This is a genomic window from Arthrobacter pasteuri, assembly GCF_054510955.1.
In genome coordinates, this window is the sequence record NZ_JBTNDO010000001.1 from 288296 (window position 1) to 303219 (window position 14924).

The window sequence follows — 14924 nt, forward strand, 5'->3', positions numbered from 1 at the left end:
ATGACCATCTCACCCACCGGATCCGCAGTCCAAGGCAAAGGACTGTCCGCCGGGGACCTCGGCCTCGCCGGCAGTGTCTCCATCGGCTTGTCGTCCACGGCGCCTGTCTACTCGCTCGCCGCTACGCTCGGCTTCATCGTCCTGGCCGTCGGTGTGCAGGCCCCTGCAGCGCTCATCGTCGCCTTCGTGCCGATGCTGCTCATCGCCTACGCCTACCGCGAGCTCAACAGGGACACCCCTGACTGCGGGACGACGTTCACCTGGGCGTCACGCGCGTTCGGGAAGTTCGCCGGCTGGATGGGCGGCTGGGCCGTGGCCCTTTCCGGCATCGTGGTGCTGGCCAATCTGGCTCAGGTCGCCGGGCAGTACCTCTGGCGCCTGGTCGATCCTGGGCTGGGCGACAACGTGCCGCTCGTAACCACTACTGGCGTCGCCTTCATCGCCGGCTTGACGTGGACGAACTACCGGGGCGTGGACATCTCCGAGAAGATGCAGCGCACACTGATCGCCCTCCAGTACGCCGCTCTGGCGCTCTTCACCGGGTTCGCTGTGTACCGCATATCCGCAGGGCAAGCCTTCGACTTCACGGCGGTGAGCCTCGCCTGGTTCAACCCGTTCGCCGTCGAGTCCCTGTCCTCCTTTACCTACGCCATCCTGCTGGCCCTGTTCATCTACTGGGGCTGGGACACCTGCCTGGCGCTGAACGAGGAGACATCCAACCCGCGGAAGACCCCCGGGCGGGCTGCGCTCATCTCCTCGGTCATCCTGTTGGCCACCTACGTCGGTGTCAGCGTCGTCGTCATGATGTTCGCCGGCACCGGAAGCGAGGGCCTCGGACTCGGTAACGAGGACAATGCCGCCGATGTGTTCTACTCGGTCAGCGAGGCGGTCATGGGCGACTGGGCGTGGGTCGCTGTGCTCGCCGTCCTGATCTCCGCGGCCTCATCCACCCAGACGACGATCCTCCCGACGGCGCGCGGAACCCTGTCCATGGCAGCCCACCGGGCATTGCCGGAGCGATTCGCGTCCGTCCACGCGAAGTACCTGACGCCCACGTTCTCCACCGTGCTGATGGGAGTGGTGGCGTCGGCCTACTATGTGGCCCTGACACTGGTCAGCGAGGACTTCTTGGCCGACTCGATCGCGTCCCTTGGCCTGTTCATCGCGTTCTACTACGGGCTGACCGGCTTCGCCTGCGCCTGGTACTTCCGCAGCACCCTGCGCTCGAGCACGCGCAACCTGATGTTCCGGGGCGTGCTGCCGCTGCTCGGAGCGCTGATGATGACGGCCGCGTTCGTCCTCTCTGCTGTCGACATGCTCGATCCCGAGTACGGGAGCACCGTATTCCTCGGCGTCGGCGGCACATTCGTCATCGGTGTCGGGGCGATGCTGCTCGGCGTCCCACTCATGGGCCTCTGGTACGCCACGGCCGCGCGCCGACTGGCGGCGGACGAAGCCATCGCCGAGTACACCGCCGACTGATCAACTGGCCGCTTCGCTCCACGTCTCGGAGCCGCGGACAAGAGCGCCGAGATCCCGCCAGTGCTGATCGGGGAGCCTGCCGCCCGTCTCCCCGAATGCGCCACCCGTCGGCCACCTGCGGAACAGCTCTATGCTGCCTCTGCTTCAAGGGCCGGCTTGAGGACGGACAGCTGCACGACCTGAGCAGTCCGTCTCGCACGAAGTTCGACCTGAATCGGCAAAGGTGGCATCAGCCGGCCCTGCTCGATGAGTTCGATGGTCTGCCGGGACTGCGGGATGGGGATGTTGGACGTGGCGTCGTGGTATTCGCCGGGGTGGGTGATCATGGCTTGCTTTTCCTGCTGGTAATGGGTTCTTCCACAGGTTATTCGTTGCCGGTGACAGTCGGGCGGGGTGCCATCGCAGTGTGCATCACCACGGCGGCGATCACCGGCCGCTGATGGGCACCCAGGCGGAATCGAGTGTTGCAGGGATCTGTACGGGCGGATCTGCGCTGACCCGGGCGAAGACCTTGGGGTCCGTACTGGGAAATCCCTCTGCGCTTCGAGGACAACTCCTGTCGGCGGCGCCATGCGCGGAGGCGGTCAGCCGAACGGAAACCGAACCAAGCCTCCTCGCAGATCCGCTACGCGACAAGGATCCGGCGTCTTTTGCTTCAGGCCCATATCTCTACCTGTACCTAGGCGGCGAGGCGCCTGAGGGCCTGTACATCCTCCCGGGTGAAGATCCGAGGCCGGTCGTCCATCAGGCAGGCGGTGCCGATACGCCAGCCGCTGGCTGTGCAGAGGGGGTGTCCGGCGTAGAAGCGGACCTCCGGCCCGCCGGCAACGAGGGGGTGATGACGCCGTCCCGGGTCGGCGGCGGCGTCAGGAATGACGAGGGTGCGGTCATGGTCAATCGTCGTCGCGCACAGGGACAGGTTCCGCGGGAGGTCCTGCCCTAGGGGTCCGATGACGGATTTGATCACCTGCGCGTCCTCGGTGATCAGGGCCATGGAGGCTGAGCTGACACCGGAGTGGTCCCGGGCCTGCCGGGTAATCCGATCGAAGCGTCCCTCCGCGCCGGTCTCGAGCAATCCCGACTCGTGCAACGCGTGGAGGCGCCGGAACTCGATCTCATCCACGCCAGCACTGTCCACCCCTTCACAGGCGGTACCTGTGGCCGCAGCGACCTCAGGCGAGGTGGCGGCGCTGGTGGCGCTGTGGTCCCTGCTGGTGGGGCGGCGAAGTCGTAGCCGTCGGGGGAGAGGACCAGCTCTCGGAGGTAGTCGCTGTAGCCGGAGGACGACGCCGCCTCATGGTCGCTGTAGTGCGCACCATCGACCATGGAACCGGTACTGTCCAGCAGTTCATGGATGATCTGAGCGAGTAGGTCCCGCTGTGGCGCCGGGAGCATCACCAAACCGGTCAGGTACCCCTGGACATCGAGTTCGTCGCCTTCGCAGGTGAGCTCGGAGGACGCAGTGAGGATCTCGTCCAGGCGGAGGCGCGCTGCTCGCACCGTCTGAATCGCGCTCCACTGCTGCACATACTCAGTCAGCACGCTGATCCCTCCGCCAACTCCGTGGAGCACTATTGGGCAACCCGACAGGATTGCTGCTGCCAACCAACTTCAAAATTTCACACGCGCCGCGTCGCCTGAGGCCCTGACGGGTGGGTGCTCAGGGGATCGGCGGGTCCTCACAGCAGCACGCGTTCATGCTGGCGATGATGCCGGCAGCAACCGCCTCGATCGGGCGTCTTCGTCGATCAGCCGCGCTCTTCAGGAGCGCGCGTGCCTGGTGTTGGGAGCAGTCCTTGGTTCCCATGATGATCCCGGTGGCCACGTTCACCGGGCTGGTGACTTCCACGAAGGCCCGCAGATAGGAGGGCACACCCACCAGGTCCTGGTCTGGCTCGCCGGCAGCCTCTGCCCGACCGGCATTTCTGCCGGGTGGGACGGGGTGGATCGAGGAATTGTCTGGTATGGCGGGGTCGGTCATGCGGCACTGCCCTCACCGGGGATTGTGCTCCGCCGAACGATACAAGCGCTACCGGACACCATCAAGAAGAATCATTTGGTCAGCAGCCTTACTTTCAACTGCTCGTTCTCACACTACGCGCACGCCGCCTTCGGTGCTCATTGCACTGCCGGCAATGTACTTCCGGCCGGTCGAAGACGCCGTGCCGCTCAGGAGCCGAGGATCGGGACGATGCCGGAAACGGTTCATCCTCAGCAGCACGCGCGCGGACTGTCCTCGAGAAATCATGGATAGCTAGAACCTCTAGCTTTACACCTGGTGAGCTTTGCTCTATGGTCTGTGAGCCGGTCCAGTAGCGGGCCTGCAGGACTCTTTTCGTGAAGGGCACATCCGCCATGACAGGTACTCCGCTCTTTCCCGCGACGGTTCCCACAGCCGACCCCACCGCTGACCCTGCTGCCGGTTCCACTCCCGGCCCCGCCAGAGCCGCCGATATCGATCTGCTGAGCGGCTGGGCCGCCTCCGACTCGCTGATTCCCATGGACCTGTCCGTGGTGTCGACACGCAAGCTCAGGGTGTTATGCAACCAGCTCTATAGCGCCCTGGATGGGGACTTCCCGCCCTATGGTGCCCTGAGCGCGTACGCCGCTGTGGGGGAGGAACTCACGCGGCGGGCAACGCGCCCCCGGCAGTGATCTCGCCGGTCCTTCCCGCAGTGGAAACACCACCGCCCGCATGCCGAGCGGATGCATGAGGTAGGGTCGCAGGCTGCGGTAGCGACGGGCCGATCTGCGCCCGAAACCGCTCGACCTCGTGTACCCGCTGGTGTAGGAGCCGGCTGTCTATTTCGCGATTCCTGCGGCTCTTCTAGGATGCCGGGAAGAGGTCGAGCAGGGCTTGAGCACGGGTTTGCGCCTGGTCCTGCTGATTGAGCTGGTGGGTGCGATCGATGATGTCCTGGGAGATGGCAATCACCGTCCGGTTCGTCAGCTGGCTACGCTGTCTGATCCAGTCGAAGGCTTCGGATGCTGTCAGCCCGCCTCGAGCCATGCCCTGGGCCTGCTCGATCACGCTACGCTTCACAGCGGATGCAGCGACGGCTTCGTTCGCCAATCGGTGGGTGTCCCAGTGAATGGAGCGCGTGAGGTCCACGACCAATGCCCAGACCCCGATGGGCTCGCTGCCCTGCTCACCCTCACTCAGGATGTAGTCGCCGGAGATCAGGACCTTCCGGACCTTGCCGTTCACATCACGCAGGGACAGGTACGCGGAACGCGGACCACCCTTGCTCAGCAGGTTCTCCCAGAGGGACCTGGCCGCGGTCTGATCAGCTGGTTTGAAGTGGGAGATACCGAGGTCGAGGGTGGGCACGATCTCGCCGCGCTCGTACCCGTGGATGCGATACAGCTCATCGGACCAGTGCAGGGCCGGTGATTCGAAGTAGTGTTCGACGATGCCGGTCGGACAGTTGACGAAGTACTCGACGGTCTCTGCGGGTCGAGCTTCGACACCAGGCGAGTGAGCCGGAGATGCCGGGATTTTTGGGGACGAGGAAGCAGTGGTGGTCACTGGTGGGGGATCCTTCGACGCGACAAAAGGACCGGCCAGCTTCTTGACCGGTTTGATGAGGATGTTGGACCGACATCATCCCTGCTCGTCCATGTTCAGTTCCCCTCCACAGCCCGGCTGCTTGACCTATGAAGGAGACCCCACGTTCGTGCACGAGGCTCGTCGGTGTGGCCGGCTGAGCCCCACGAACGGACCGCGGAACATCTTTCAGGCGTATAGCCAGTATGCGCAGCCCAGTTTCAACATCGCCCGTGCCCATGCTCAAGCTTGACCCTGCAAAGCACCCTTGTCCTTGTGGCTCGGGTACCAGAGCTTTCCCGCAGGACGCTCGAGTAACGCCTGCCGGTCCTGTCGAACCCGCTGTAGCGTGTCCGGTATGTCGACCGAGCATCGTCCTGCCACTCGAACGGCGATCATCAGACCCGAGCGGCCCGAAGACGCCGAAGCCATCCACGCACTGACGCAAGAAGCGTTCAAGGGGAAGCCGTTCAGTTCCGGGACGGAGGCGGCCATCGTCCGTTCGCTTCGCGCTTCCGGCGGTCTGGCGCTGTCCCTGGTGGCGGACTCATCCGGCACCATCATCGGTCACGTTGCTTTCTCTCCCGTGGGTGTTACCGGGTCCCCGGGGGACTGGTTCGGCTTGGGGCCGATCTCGGTCAAGCCGGAGCACCAGGGCGGTGGGATCGGGCGCAGACTCGTGCGCTGCGGGCTCGAGCTCCTGCAGCAGCAGGGCGCCGAAGGGTGTGCGCTCATCGGGGACCCCGACATCTACTGCAGACTCGGATTCCGGTCCGGTGGCCTCCTGTATCGGGGACTCGATGAGGCCTTGGTCCAGTACGTCGTACTCAATGGCGCGCCTTCCCCTGCAGGGACGCTTACCTTCCTGCCGGCCTTCGATGACGAGTAGGGAGCGGCCGGCTTCCGTTGGTGGGTACTGCGGAATGGCTCGGGGTGCAGGGGTATCACGCCTCCACGTCACCGGGCCGGGTCCACGATCCCTCAGACGGGTGATCCGGAGCTGCGTGCCGGTGCGACGGCGCCCGGGACAGGCGTGAACGCCCGCCCGCTGATCGTTTCCGGAATCAGGCGCATGAACCGGTCCTTCCGGCCCATCTCCCAAGGGTGCAAGGGCAACTGCACCGTGGCCAGCAACTCCGGTATCTGGCTGATCGTCGCCGCGTGGCCCTGGACGACGACACTCCACATCAGGGTGTCGCCATCGACGAGGCCGTCGGCCTCGAAGGTGACGGCAGCCCTCTCGGAGAAACGGGACTTCGTCCCCTCGGACGTTCGAAATACGATCGAACCGTGATCGACGACGAAGTTGATGGGAAAGATCTCCGGATTCCCCTGCACACACAGGGCCAGGCGCCCGAACGGAGCGTCCCGGAGAAATGTCCAGCATTCGTAGGCTGCAAGGATTTTCGTAGGTGTAGTCTCGGCTTCCATAGGTCGACAGTACGAAGCGACCGGCGCGCCGACTAGGGCCCTCTGACCCTGTCGCTGTCAACGATGAGGACTCGTCATGGCCGATGAAGCGTGATTCCCGTGGGGGCGGGCGAGCGCGGTGACAGTACGGGGAGCGCGGGATGACCACATATTCAGGGGAATCGCCGACGGGGGCGACTGCGCAACCGGTGGCGCTCGCGGGGGTGGAGAACCTTCTGGCGGCCTTCGCTGCCATCGCGGACGACCTGGGGCTCGACACCGTCCTGGAGCGGGTCATTGCTGCGGCGTGCCAGCTCGTCGATGCCCGCTTCGGCGCCCTGGGGGTCGTCGGCCCGGATCGGAGGCTCAGCCACTTCATCACCGTCGGCCTCAAGGATGACGAGATCCAACATATTGGCCCGTTACCGACAGGGCACGGGGTGCTGGGACTGCTGATCACCGAGCCGAAGCCCCTGCGGCTCTCCGACCTGCGTGAACATCCCCTCGCCTACGGGTTTCCGGCCAATCATCCTCAGATGACCTCGTTCCTCGGGGTTCCGATCCGCATCCACGAGCGCATTTTCGGGAACCTGTACCTGACGGAGAAGAACGGGGGAGTGGACTTCTCCGATGCCGACGAGCAGCTGGTTGTCTTCCTGGCTTCCGCGGCGGGCGTCGCGATCGAGAACTCGCGGCTCTTCGACGAATCGAACCGGCGGACTCGGTGGCTGGAGGGCGGGCTGAACGCGGTGAAGGAACTGCTCGGCGAGCATGACGGAATACGCAACGACCTGGAAATCCTCGCCACTCATGCCCTCGACGCCTCGCACAGTATTCTTGCCGCCGTCCTGCGGGATTTCGGCAACCAGCGTGAACTGATCTGTGAAGCGGCCGACGGCGTCGAAGCCGAGGCCCTCCTGGGACGACAGACCCGCGACGCCAGGCTGGTGGACAGGCTGCCGAGCACCCTGTCACCGGTTCTACTGAACGCCGATGAGGTTACGGAGGTGCTTCCCGGAGCCCCGGCAGGCACGATCGGGACGGCGCTGTTGTGCCGGCTTCCCGACGAGGGCGACCGGCGTTTCCTCGTCATCGGTCGCGCGCCGGGCGCTCCCCAGTTCACCGATGTCGATCACGAGATGATGCGCACCTTCGCCTCCCATGTGTCCCTGGCCCTTGAACTGCTGCGGGTCCATCGCCAGCGGGAGCAGGAAGCTGTCTTCGGCGACCGCGACCGGATCGCACGGGACCTGCATGACGTTGTCATCCAGCGACTCTTCGCCGCCGGCCTCAGCATCCAGAGCCTGCGCAAGTACACCGCGGATGCGGAGGCCCTGAATCGTATCTCTGCAGTGACGACGGAGCTGGACTCGACCATCAGGGAACTGCGGGACACCATCTACTCGCTGCGCTCGGTCCCCCAGGTCACCCCGACCTTCACCTCGACCGTCTTCTCCCTCGTCGCCGAGGCCTTCGACGGCCACGCCCTCGACCCCGTCCTCCAACTCTCCGGCCCCCTGGATGCTGCCGTGGATGACGAGCGGGCCGACCATGTGCGGGCCGTGCTGCTGGAGGGGCTGTCCAATGCGCTGCGCCACGCCGATGCGCATGCCATCACCGTGATGCTGCGTGCGAGGGACGAGCACCTGGAACTGAGGATCACCGACGACGGCCGGGGGTTCGAGGAACCCGGCCGCAGCAGCGGGTTGGCCAACATGAAGCGCCGCGCCGAATTGTGCGACGGTACGCTGTCCGTCACCAGCACGCCCGGCGGAGGAACCGACGTCCGGCTCGAGATCCCCCTGGCTGCTAACGAGAAGACGACCCCGCCGGTCTCGAGATGAAGACCGCCGCCTGGGTGCGGCGCTGGAAGCCCAGCTTCGACAGCAGCGACGACACATAGTTCTTCACCGTCTTCTCCGCCAGGAACAGTTCCGCGGCGATCTCCCTGTTGGTCAGACCGGCACCGATCAGTGCCAGGACCTTCTTCTCCTGGCTGGTGAGCCCCGCCAGTCGTGGATCCTCGACCGGGGCATCACGAAGTCCGGCGATGATCCGATCCTTCATGGCGGCCTCGAAGAGGGACTCACCCGACGCCGCGCGGCGGACCTTGTCGACCAGGTCAGAGCCCAGGATCTCCTTCAGGATGTAACCGGACGCGCCCGCCAGTACGGCACCTCGCAACGCCTGGTCGTCGTCATAGCTGGTCAGGATGACGCACGACTGGGAGGGGTCGATGGAGCGCACATCACGGCACACCTCGATCCCTGTGCCATCGGGCAGCCTCGCGTCCAGGATGGCCACGCGCGGCGACAGGGCAGGGATCCGCCGGGTAGCCTCCTCGGCGGAACCGGATTCCCCTATGACGGAGAATCCTTCGCCCTCGAGCAATTCCCGCAGTCCGCGCCGGACGAGTTCGTGATCGTCGAGGAGGAACACCGTGATCTTCTCGGGCCCCGTGCCGCCTTCGGCGTTGTCCATGTCCTGCCTCCGGCTTCGTCGACGGACGGGCTGCACCCCTGCCCGGCGCATCCTGCGCCACCACCATCATCACCTGCCGGCGCGCCGATCCGTCAGGGCCGAAGGGCCCGGAAGTCCGGGTGGCCTGTCGGCCCTCACTTCCGGCCCTGGAGAGACGCACCCACGATCGGCTCGCGGACCTCGATAGCCCGACGGGATGGGGAATGCTTTACTGCTCCCATGACGGATGTCTCGGGTCAGGGCAGTGAGCCGCATGACGGTAGCGGCATGGCACGGTCGAACTGGCTGCGGGCCGCCGTTCTGGGCGCGAACGATGGAATCGTCTCGACCGCTGCCACGGTGGTGGGTGTCGCCGGCGTGACGAATGCCCTGGCGCCGATCCTTGTCGCAGGTACGGCGGCCGTCGTCGGTGGTTCGGTGTCCATGGCGCTCGGTGAGTACGTGTCGGTCAGCAGCCAGAAGGACAGCCAGGAGGCCCTGATCGAGAAGGAGCGCCAGGAGTTGCTCGATGACCCGGAGGGGGAACTGGTCGAGCTTGCCGGTCTGTACGAACGGAAGGGCCTGGCTCCAGCCACAGCCCGCCAGGTCGCGGTCGAACTGACAGGACACGATGCCCTCGCCGCCCACCTGTCGGCGGAACTGAACATCGACGAACTCGAGGTGGTGAACCCGTGGCACGCGGCGTTCGCTTCGGCGACGTCCTTCGCGGCCGGAGCAGTGCTGCCCTTGCTGGCGATTCTCCTGCTGCCGGCAGGCATACGTATTCCCCTCACCTTCGCGGCAGTCCTCGTCGCGCTGGCCATCACAGGAACCATCAGCGCCCACGTCGGTGGTAGTTCACGACGGCGCGCGACAGCCCGCCTCGTACTCGGCGGAGCGCTGGCGATGGCTTTCACTTTCCTGGTGGGCACCCTGCTGGGAAATACCGGCATCGCCTGACCGTGCGCCTGTTCAGTCCCGCAGGATCGGGGCCCGGACTCAGGTGCGGACCTTCCGGCTGTCGGCCACTGTGCTCGCCACCAGGGGCACGAGCGCCGCGGGGTCGCGCCGGAACGGCACACCGAGTACTGCCCGGAGAAGCCAGCGAACTTCCAGGAGGGGTGACTTCACCGTGGGGGCAGGAACAGCAGGCAAGGCCAGAGTGAAGGGTATGGCTGGACCGCCGGATGCGGTCAGGGGTATGCGATCGCCACTGATCACTGTTTCCTCGGCGAGGACTTCGGTTGGGGAGCTGTGCTGCTGCGGGCGTTGCCCCGCCCAGGACATCACCTCCTCCTGCATGACGATGCTGAGGGTCAGAGCGCGTGCCTTGGATTCGCGCACCTCTGCGACGCCGGAAATTTGCCCTCCCGGATACAGGGAGTGTGTCGAGAGCTGCGCCAACCGCAGGGACGGCTCGAAGTTCTCGATTCCGGGCTCGACCCCGCCGGCAGTACCACCGGAGTGGACGGTCAGAGGGTGGTGACGTACGAGATCCTCGTTGCCCTCGCTGGATACCCTCACGCGCACGGACCAGGTAGAGGTGATCAGCTTCCCGTGAAGTGTGGGTATCGCGTCGGCGGGCACCATCAGCTGACTCGTCTCACAGCAGGATTCTCCTGCGCGCAGGGTGATGCCGGTTCCGAGGTGGGCGCTTCCGATGTCACGGGAGGTACGCTCAGCGGCGCGGAAGGTGCCGCCGTACGGGTTCCCGTGTGTCTGAGTGAGGCTCAGTGCGTGCACGAGCGTGAACTGCACTGATGTCACCCGCACCCGGTGACTCGCACGGATCTCGACGGTGACAGGAGTGTTGTGGCCCAGAGCCGCGGTGCCCTCGGTGCCACGCTGTAGGAGGGAGACATCCAGAACCTGGGGCGAGCGGGTGAGTAACATCGGGGGCCTTCCTGCGTCGATGAGCATGACGATGGAACCACCCTCTCAGCTAATCGGCTGGAGGACATGGGTCTAAAGTCACGAACCGGCGGCCTCGCGGATGACGAGGACGGGGCAGTGTGCGTGGGATACGCAGGCGCTGCTGACGGAACCAAGGAGAAGCCCGCGGAAGGTGCCATGGCCCCGCCGGCCGACGACGAGCAAGGTGGCACCCTCCGAGGCCTTGACGAGGGCTTTGGCCGGGTGGTTGAACACCACAGTGCTCTGGAGCCCCGCGGGTCGGTCCTCCCCGTATGCGGCGGCGAGAGCCTTGTCCAGGTGTTCACGCGCGGCTTCCGAGAATTCGCTGCTGCCGAGGGGCATGAATCCCGGGTCGGCAGCGGGGTAGTCCCACGCTGCGACGGCGAAGATTGTCGCGTCGAAGGTGGGGGCGAGCTTCTGGGCATACCGCAGTGCTTCGATGGATTGCTCGGATCCATCGACTCCGACAACGATCTGAGGAACGGATGGTGTACTCACGGCGCTTCTCCTTCTGAGACTTCACGAACAGCAACCTTGCTCCCTGAACAGTGCATCTCGCCGGGGTTCCCTCCTAGGGCCTTTCGTCCCGCTTCGAAGGGCTCATGCCGGCCGCGACGGACGATGTGTCCCGCCTGACGGCAGATGGGGGAGAGGCCGTCCGGTCCGGCCGGGCCGTCCGCCGGTGCGCCGAGGTCCCCTCGGGTTCGATCAGGTGCGGTTCCTCGAGCCGTCGGGCTGGGCCTCGGTTGCGTGAAGTTCGACCAGGATGGACTGCTCCGGGAACAGGACAGGTGCCTGGATGCCGACATGGGCGAGGGTGCCTCCGGTCAGTGCCAGGGGTGCGCCCGTCAGTGATGCCTCCGCCCAGGCCATGGGTGACTGACCGTTACCGGGGAGCTCGGTGTAGGGGCTGGAGAGTCGAACCGTGTAGGCGCGGTGCGGGTCGAGGCCCGGGAAGGTGAGCTTCCCCGGGGGGTAGGACGCGCTGGAGGCAGTGAGGGAGTAGGCGAAGAGGGCCGCGGACCTGTCGGACGCGACGGTTCCGCGCAGGTCCATCGCCGGGTCGGGCAGGTCCGTGTGGACGACGTGCCCGCTGTGGAGGATGTCCCGCCACTGGAGGTGGAGGTCGATCCACTCCTTGAGGTCTTCCGTCTCGGTCGCGGTGAGCTTCGAGATGTCCCACTCGATACCGTAATGGCCGAAGATCGCCGTCGCTGCCCGGAAGGGGAGGGCGTGGGTTCGACCGGTGGAGTGGGACGTCGGACCGCTGATGTGCATCCCCATGAGTTCGGGGGGAACGAGGAGACCGGTGTACTTCTGGATGGTCAACCGTTCGAGCGGATCGATGCAGTCACTGGTCCAGATGCGATCCGTGTGTTCGAGCACTCCGAGGTCCACGCGGGCTCCGCCTGAGGCGCAGCTTTCGATTTCCAGCCCGGGATGGCGCTCCTTGAGTGTGCGCATCAACCGGTACACGGCCTCGACGTTCCGGTGGACGGCGGCGCGGCCGCTGACGGCGTCGGCGGCGTCGAGCAGGTCCCGGTTGTGGTCCCACTTGATGTAGCCGATGTCGTGGGTGCCCAGAATGGTGTCGATGCAGTCGAGGATGTAGTCGTACGCGCGCGGGTTGGCGAGGTTCAGGACCTGCTGCTGCCTGCCGGGTATGGGCAGCCTGCCTTCCGCCTGGAGAATCCAGTCGGGGTGGTCGGCCGCGAGTCTGGAGTCGAGATTGATCATCTCGGGTTCGAACCAGAGCCCGAATTCCATGCCGAGGGCACGGACGTGATCGACGAGCGGTGTGAGGCCGTTCGGCCAGACACCGCGGTCGACGAACCAGTCGCCCAGGCTGGAGGTGTCATCGCGACGACCCTCGAACCAGCCGTCATCGAGGACGAACCTCTCCACGCCCAGGGCGGCGGCCTTGTCCGCGAGGCGGGTGAGACGTTCGAGGTCGTGGTCGAAGTACACGGCCTCCCAGGTGTTGAGCGTGACCGGCCGGGGGGAGGAGGGGTGGACAGGACGGGACCGCACGTCGTCGTGGAAGCGGGCGGAGAGCTGGTTGAGGCCGCGACCCCAGGACGCGAGCATCTCCGGGGCTGTGTAGGTCTCTCCCGGGGCGAGGACGATCTCTTCGGGCAGGAGCAGTTCCCCGGCGCTGAGAAATGCCTGACCGGCCGGGGTCTTCTCGGCGGTGAGCTGATGATTTCCGCTCCAGGCGAGGTGAACGGCGTGGACCAGACCGGTCTCGAACCCGAAGGAGCGGGTGCCGGCGGCCAGGACCACCGTGGCGTCGGCGCCGGGTCGGCCGCGTCGGCTCTCCCTCCGGTAGCTTCCCTGGGTGAGCAGGTGGCGCTGGGGGCTCCGTTCGCGCAAGTGCCGGCCGGTGGTGTCCAGGACCTCGACAGCCGAATCCGGCAACGGAACGACAGCCAGCAACGACCGTACTTCGTAGGCGGAATCACCGGTGTTCGTCACCGACAACTGTTGGTGCAGAACGCCTGCGGCGCTGAGGCGGATCGACCCGCTGGCGCGAAGACGGGCAGCCTCGTCGTCGGCCGTGAACGACACTTCCCGGCCGCCGTCGACATCTGCCTGCTCGATCGAGGTGAGCTGGAAGGCGGGAAAGATTTTCGTTCCCTGTCGGTGGCCCGTGAAGCCCGGGGTGCCCTGCCAGCCGAACGCTTCCTGCGGGATGACCGACAGACGGGCGGGTACATCGAGGCCGCCGGAGACGCGCTGGGGCACCAGCGATGCCACGAGTGCTGAGAGTTGCTGCTCGCTGACAGGTCCCAGGGATGGCCCCCAGTGCACGATCGCCGGAACGCCGGGTCCGGAGGCGTCGACCACGACGCTCGTGTCGGCTACTGACAGGTGGATGGTCGTCGTCGAACCAGGGGTGGTGGAGAGCATGAACAATTTCTACAGCAAAACCGAGGCGGATCCCGACAGTGCGCAGAGCGCCCGCCGCCTCCACCGGAGCGATGCTACGCCGACTCGCGCCAGACGACCGTTGTCTCCAGGACCTGGGCGATGCTTGGCCGGCCCTCGATCTGGGCGAGGACGAGCTGGGCGGCGGTACTGCCCAGCAGGTCGGCCGGCTGCCTGACCGTCGAGAGCTGTGGCCGGGTTCTGAGCGCCCAGCTGCTGTCGTCGAAGCCGACGATGCCGACGTCATCCGGCACCTTCCTGCCCGATTCCTGCAGGGCCGTCATCGCACCTGCGGCGACTGCGTCGGACGCGGCGAAGACGCCGTCGATCTCCGGGCAACGGCGGAGCAGCTCCTGCATCCCCTCGAGTCCGGCGGCGTAGGTGTACAGCGGGTATTCGACGACCAGAGAGGTATCGAAGCGCGCGCCGAGGGCGTCCCGGAAGCCCGCGAAGCGGTCGTTGCCGGAGTCTCGGTCCATGGCGCTGGCAATCATTCCGATGCGCCGGCGTCCGGTGTCGACGAGACGCTCCGTGATGGCACGGGCGGCCGCTGCGTTGTCGATGGCCACATACGGCAGATCCGGCGTTCCTGGCGGATGCCCCACGAATGCTGCCGGCACGCCGATGTCGCGGACCGCGGAGGCGATGGGATCCGACGCCCGGGCGGAAACGATGACTGCACCGTCCACGAGCCCACCCCGCAGGTAGTCCGCGACCCGGCGGCTGTCCCGGTCGGAGTCGATGATGAGGGAGACCAACTGGTAGTCGGCTTTCGACAGCACGGCATTGGCTCCGAGGAGGATGGAGCCGATGTTCGGGTCCTCGAACAGGAGCGAGTGGGGTTCGTGGATGATGAGGGCGATGGCCCTGGATTCCTGGGTGACCAGATTCCGTGCGGCCGAATTGCGCACGTAACCGACGCGGGCGATCGCGTCCTCCACGGCAATCCTGGCCTCGTCGGACACGTAGCGTTCGCCGTTGACGACGCGGGACACGGTGCCGCGGGAGAGCCCCGCCGCCGTCGCGACATCATTGATCGTCGCACGGCGGTGGCGGATGCGGGTCGGGGACATATCTGTACTTTAGCGGAGCCTCCACGTGCCATCCCGGACGAAGGAGCCCGGCCCGGGAGTGCCGGAAAAACAGGGGCCCGGCCCCTCCTCGCGGCGCGATCACGTTGACA

The 14924-nt window shown here is 66.0% G+C and carries 15 protein-coding genes; 5 read left to right on the forward strand and 10 right to left on the reverse strand.

The features are described 5' to 3' along the window. Window positions 1–1482, forward strand: coding sequence for an APC family permease (locus ACX80H_RS01400; protein ID WP_459310641.1), 1482 nt, complete (start codon window positions 1–3; stop codon window positions 1480–1482). Between the two features lie 128 nt (window positions 1483–1610). Here the strand turns inward: ACX80H_RS01400 and ACX80H_RS01405 are convergent, their stop codons facing one another. The 3 genes from ACX80H_RS01405 to ACX80H_RS01415 form a co-directional block, all read right to left on the reverse strand. Next, window positions 1611–1808: a hypothetical protein gene (locus ACX80H_RS01405; protein WP_459310642.1), complete on the reverse strand. Its 198-nt coding sequence runs from the start codon at window positions 1806–1808 to the stop codon at window positions 1611–1613. A gap of 353 nt (window positions 1809–2161) precedes the next feature. Then, a complete protein-coding gene (locus ACX80H_RS01410) occupies window positions 2162–2605 on the reverse strand; it encodes a GAF domain-containing protein (RefSeq protein WP_459310643.1) in 444 nt (147 codons plus the stop codon). Window positions 2606–3142: 537 nt separating this feature from the next. Next, window positions 3143–3463 carry an ANTAR domain-containing protein gene (locus ACX80H_RS01415; RefSeq protein ID WP_459310644.1) on the reverse strand — a complete coding sequence of 107 codons (321 nt, stop codon included), beginning with the start codon at window positions 3461–3463 and terminating at the stop codon, window positions 3143–3145. 356 nt (window positions 3464–3819) lie between these two features. Between ACX80H_RS01415 and ACX80H_RS01420 the strand changes: the two genes are divergently transcribed. Next, entirely contained in the window at window positions 3820–4137 is a 318-nt protein-coding gene (locus ACX80H_RS01420) for a hypothetical protein (RefSeq protein ID WP_459310645.1), read from the forward strand. Between the two features lie 172 nt (window positions 4138–4309). On the opposite strand, the gene ACX80H_RS01425 is transcribed toward ACX80H_RS01420, so the two are convergent. Beyond that, complete coding sequence (locus tag ACX80H_RS01425) at window positions 4310–5011, reverse strand: PAS and ANTAR domain-containing protein (RefSeq protein ID WP_459310646.1); 702 nt, start codon at window positions 5009–5011, stop codon at window positions 4310–4312. A 376-nt stretch (window positions 5012–5387) separates the two neighbouring features. On the opposite strand from ACX80H_RS01425, the gene ACX80H_RS01430 reads away from it, so the two are divergent. Next, window positions 5388–5918: a GNAT family N-acetyltransferase gene (locus tag ACX80H_RS01430; protein WP_459310647.1), complete on the forward strand. Its 531-nt coding sequence runs from the start codon at window positions 5388–5390 to the stop codon at window positions 5916–5918. Window positions 5919–6010: 92 nt separating this feature from the next. On the opposite strand, the gene ACX80H_RS01435 is transcribed toward ACX80H_RS01430, so the two are convergent. Beyond that, a complete protein-coding gene (locus ACX80H_RS01435; RefSeq protein WP_459310648.1) occupies window positions 6011–6460 on the reverse strand; it encodes a pyridoxamine 5'-phosphate oxidase family protein in 450 nt (149 codons plus the stop codon). 140 nt (window positions 6461–6600) lie between these two features. On the opposite strand from ACX80H_RS01435, the gene ACX80H_RS01440 reads away from it, so the two are divergent. Continuing rightward, window positions 6601–8283, forward strand: a complete 1683-nt coding sequence (locus tag ACX80H_RS01440) for a GAF domain-containing sensor histidine kinase (RefSeq protein WP_459310649.1) — start codon at window positions 6601–6603, stop codon at window positions 8281–8283. Here the strand turns inward: ACX80H_RS01440 and ACX80H_RS01445 are convergent. After that, on the reverse strand, window positions 8249–8920 hold the full coding sequence (locus ACX80H_RS01445; protein ID WP_459310650.1) for a response regulator: 672 nt from the start codon (window positions 8918–8920) through the stop codon (window positions 8249–8251). The genes ACX80H_RS01440 and ACX80H_RS01445 overlap by 35 nt on opposite strands. Window positions 8921–9139: 219 nt before the next feature. On the opposite strand from ACX80H_RS01445, the gene ACX80H_RS01450 reads away from it, so the two are divergent. Further along, window positions 9140–9859, forward strand: a complete 720-nt coding sequence (locus tag ACX80H_RS01450; protein ID WP_459310651.1) for a VIT1/CCC1 transporter family protein — start codon at window positions 9140–9142, stop codon at window positions 9857–9859. A gap of 39 nt (window positions 9860–9898) precedes the next feature. Here the strand turns inward: ACX80H_RS01450 and ACX80H_RS01455 are convergent, their stop codons facing one another. The 4 genes from ACX80H_RS01455 to ACX80H_RS01470 all read right to left on the reverse strand — a co-directional run bounded on the left by ACX80H_RS01455 (window position 9899) and on the right by ACX80H_RS01470 (window position 14814). Then, window positions 9899–10792 carry a hypothetical protein gene (locus ACX80H_RS01455; protein ID WP_459310652.1) on the reverse strand — a complete coding sequence of 298 codons (894 nt, stop codon included), beginning with the start codon at window positions 10790–10792 and terminating at the stop codon, window positions 9899–9901. Window positions 10793–10870: 78 nt separating this feature from the next. Next, window positions 10871–11311, reverse strand: a complete 441-nt coding sequence (locus ACX80H_RS01460; RefSeq protein ID WP_459310653.1) for a universal stress protein — start codon at window positions 11309–11311, stop codon at window positions 10871–10873. A gap of 210 nt (window positions 11312–11521) precedes the next feature. Continuing rightward, window positions 11522–13723, reverse strand: a complete 2202-nt coding sequence (locus ACX80H_RS01465; RefSeq protein WP_459310654.1) for an alpha-galactosidase — start codon at window positions 13721–13723, stop codon at window positions 11522–11524. Between the two features lie 74 nt (window positions 13724–13797). Further along, entirely contained in the window at window positions 13798–14814 is a 1017-nt protein-coding gene (locus ACX80H_RS01470) for a LacI family DNA-binding transcriptional regulator (protein WP_459310655.1), read from the reverse strand. Between the last annotated feature and the right edge of the window lie 110 nt (window positions 14815–14924).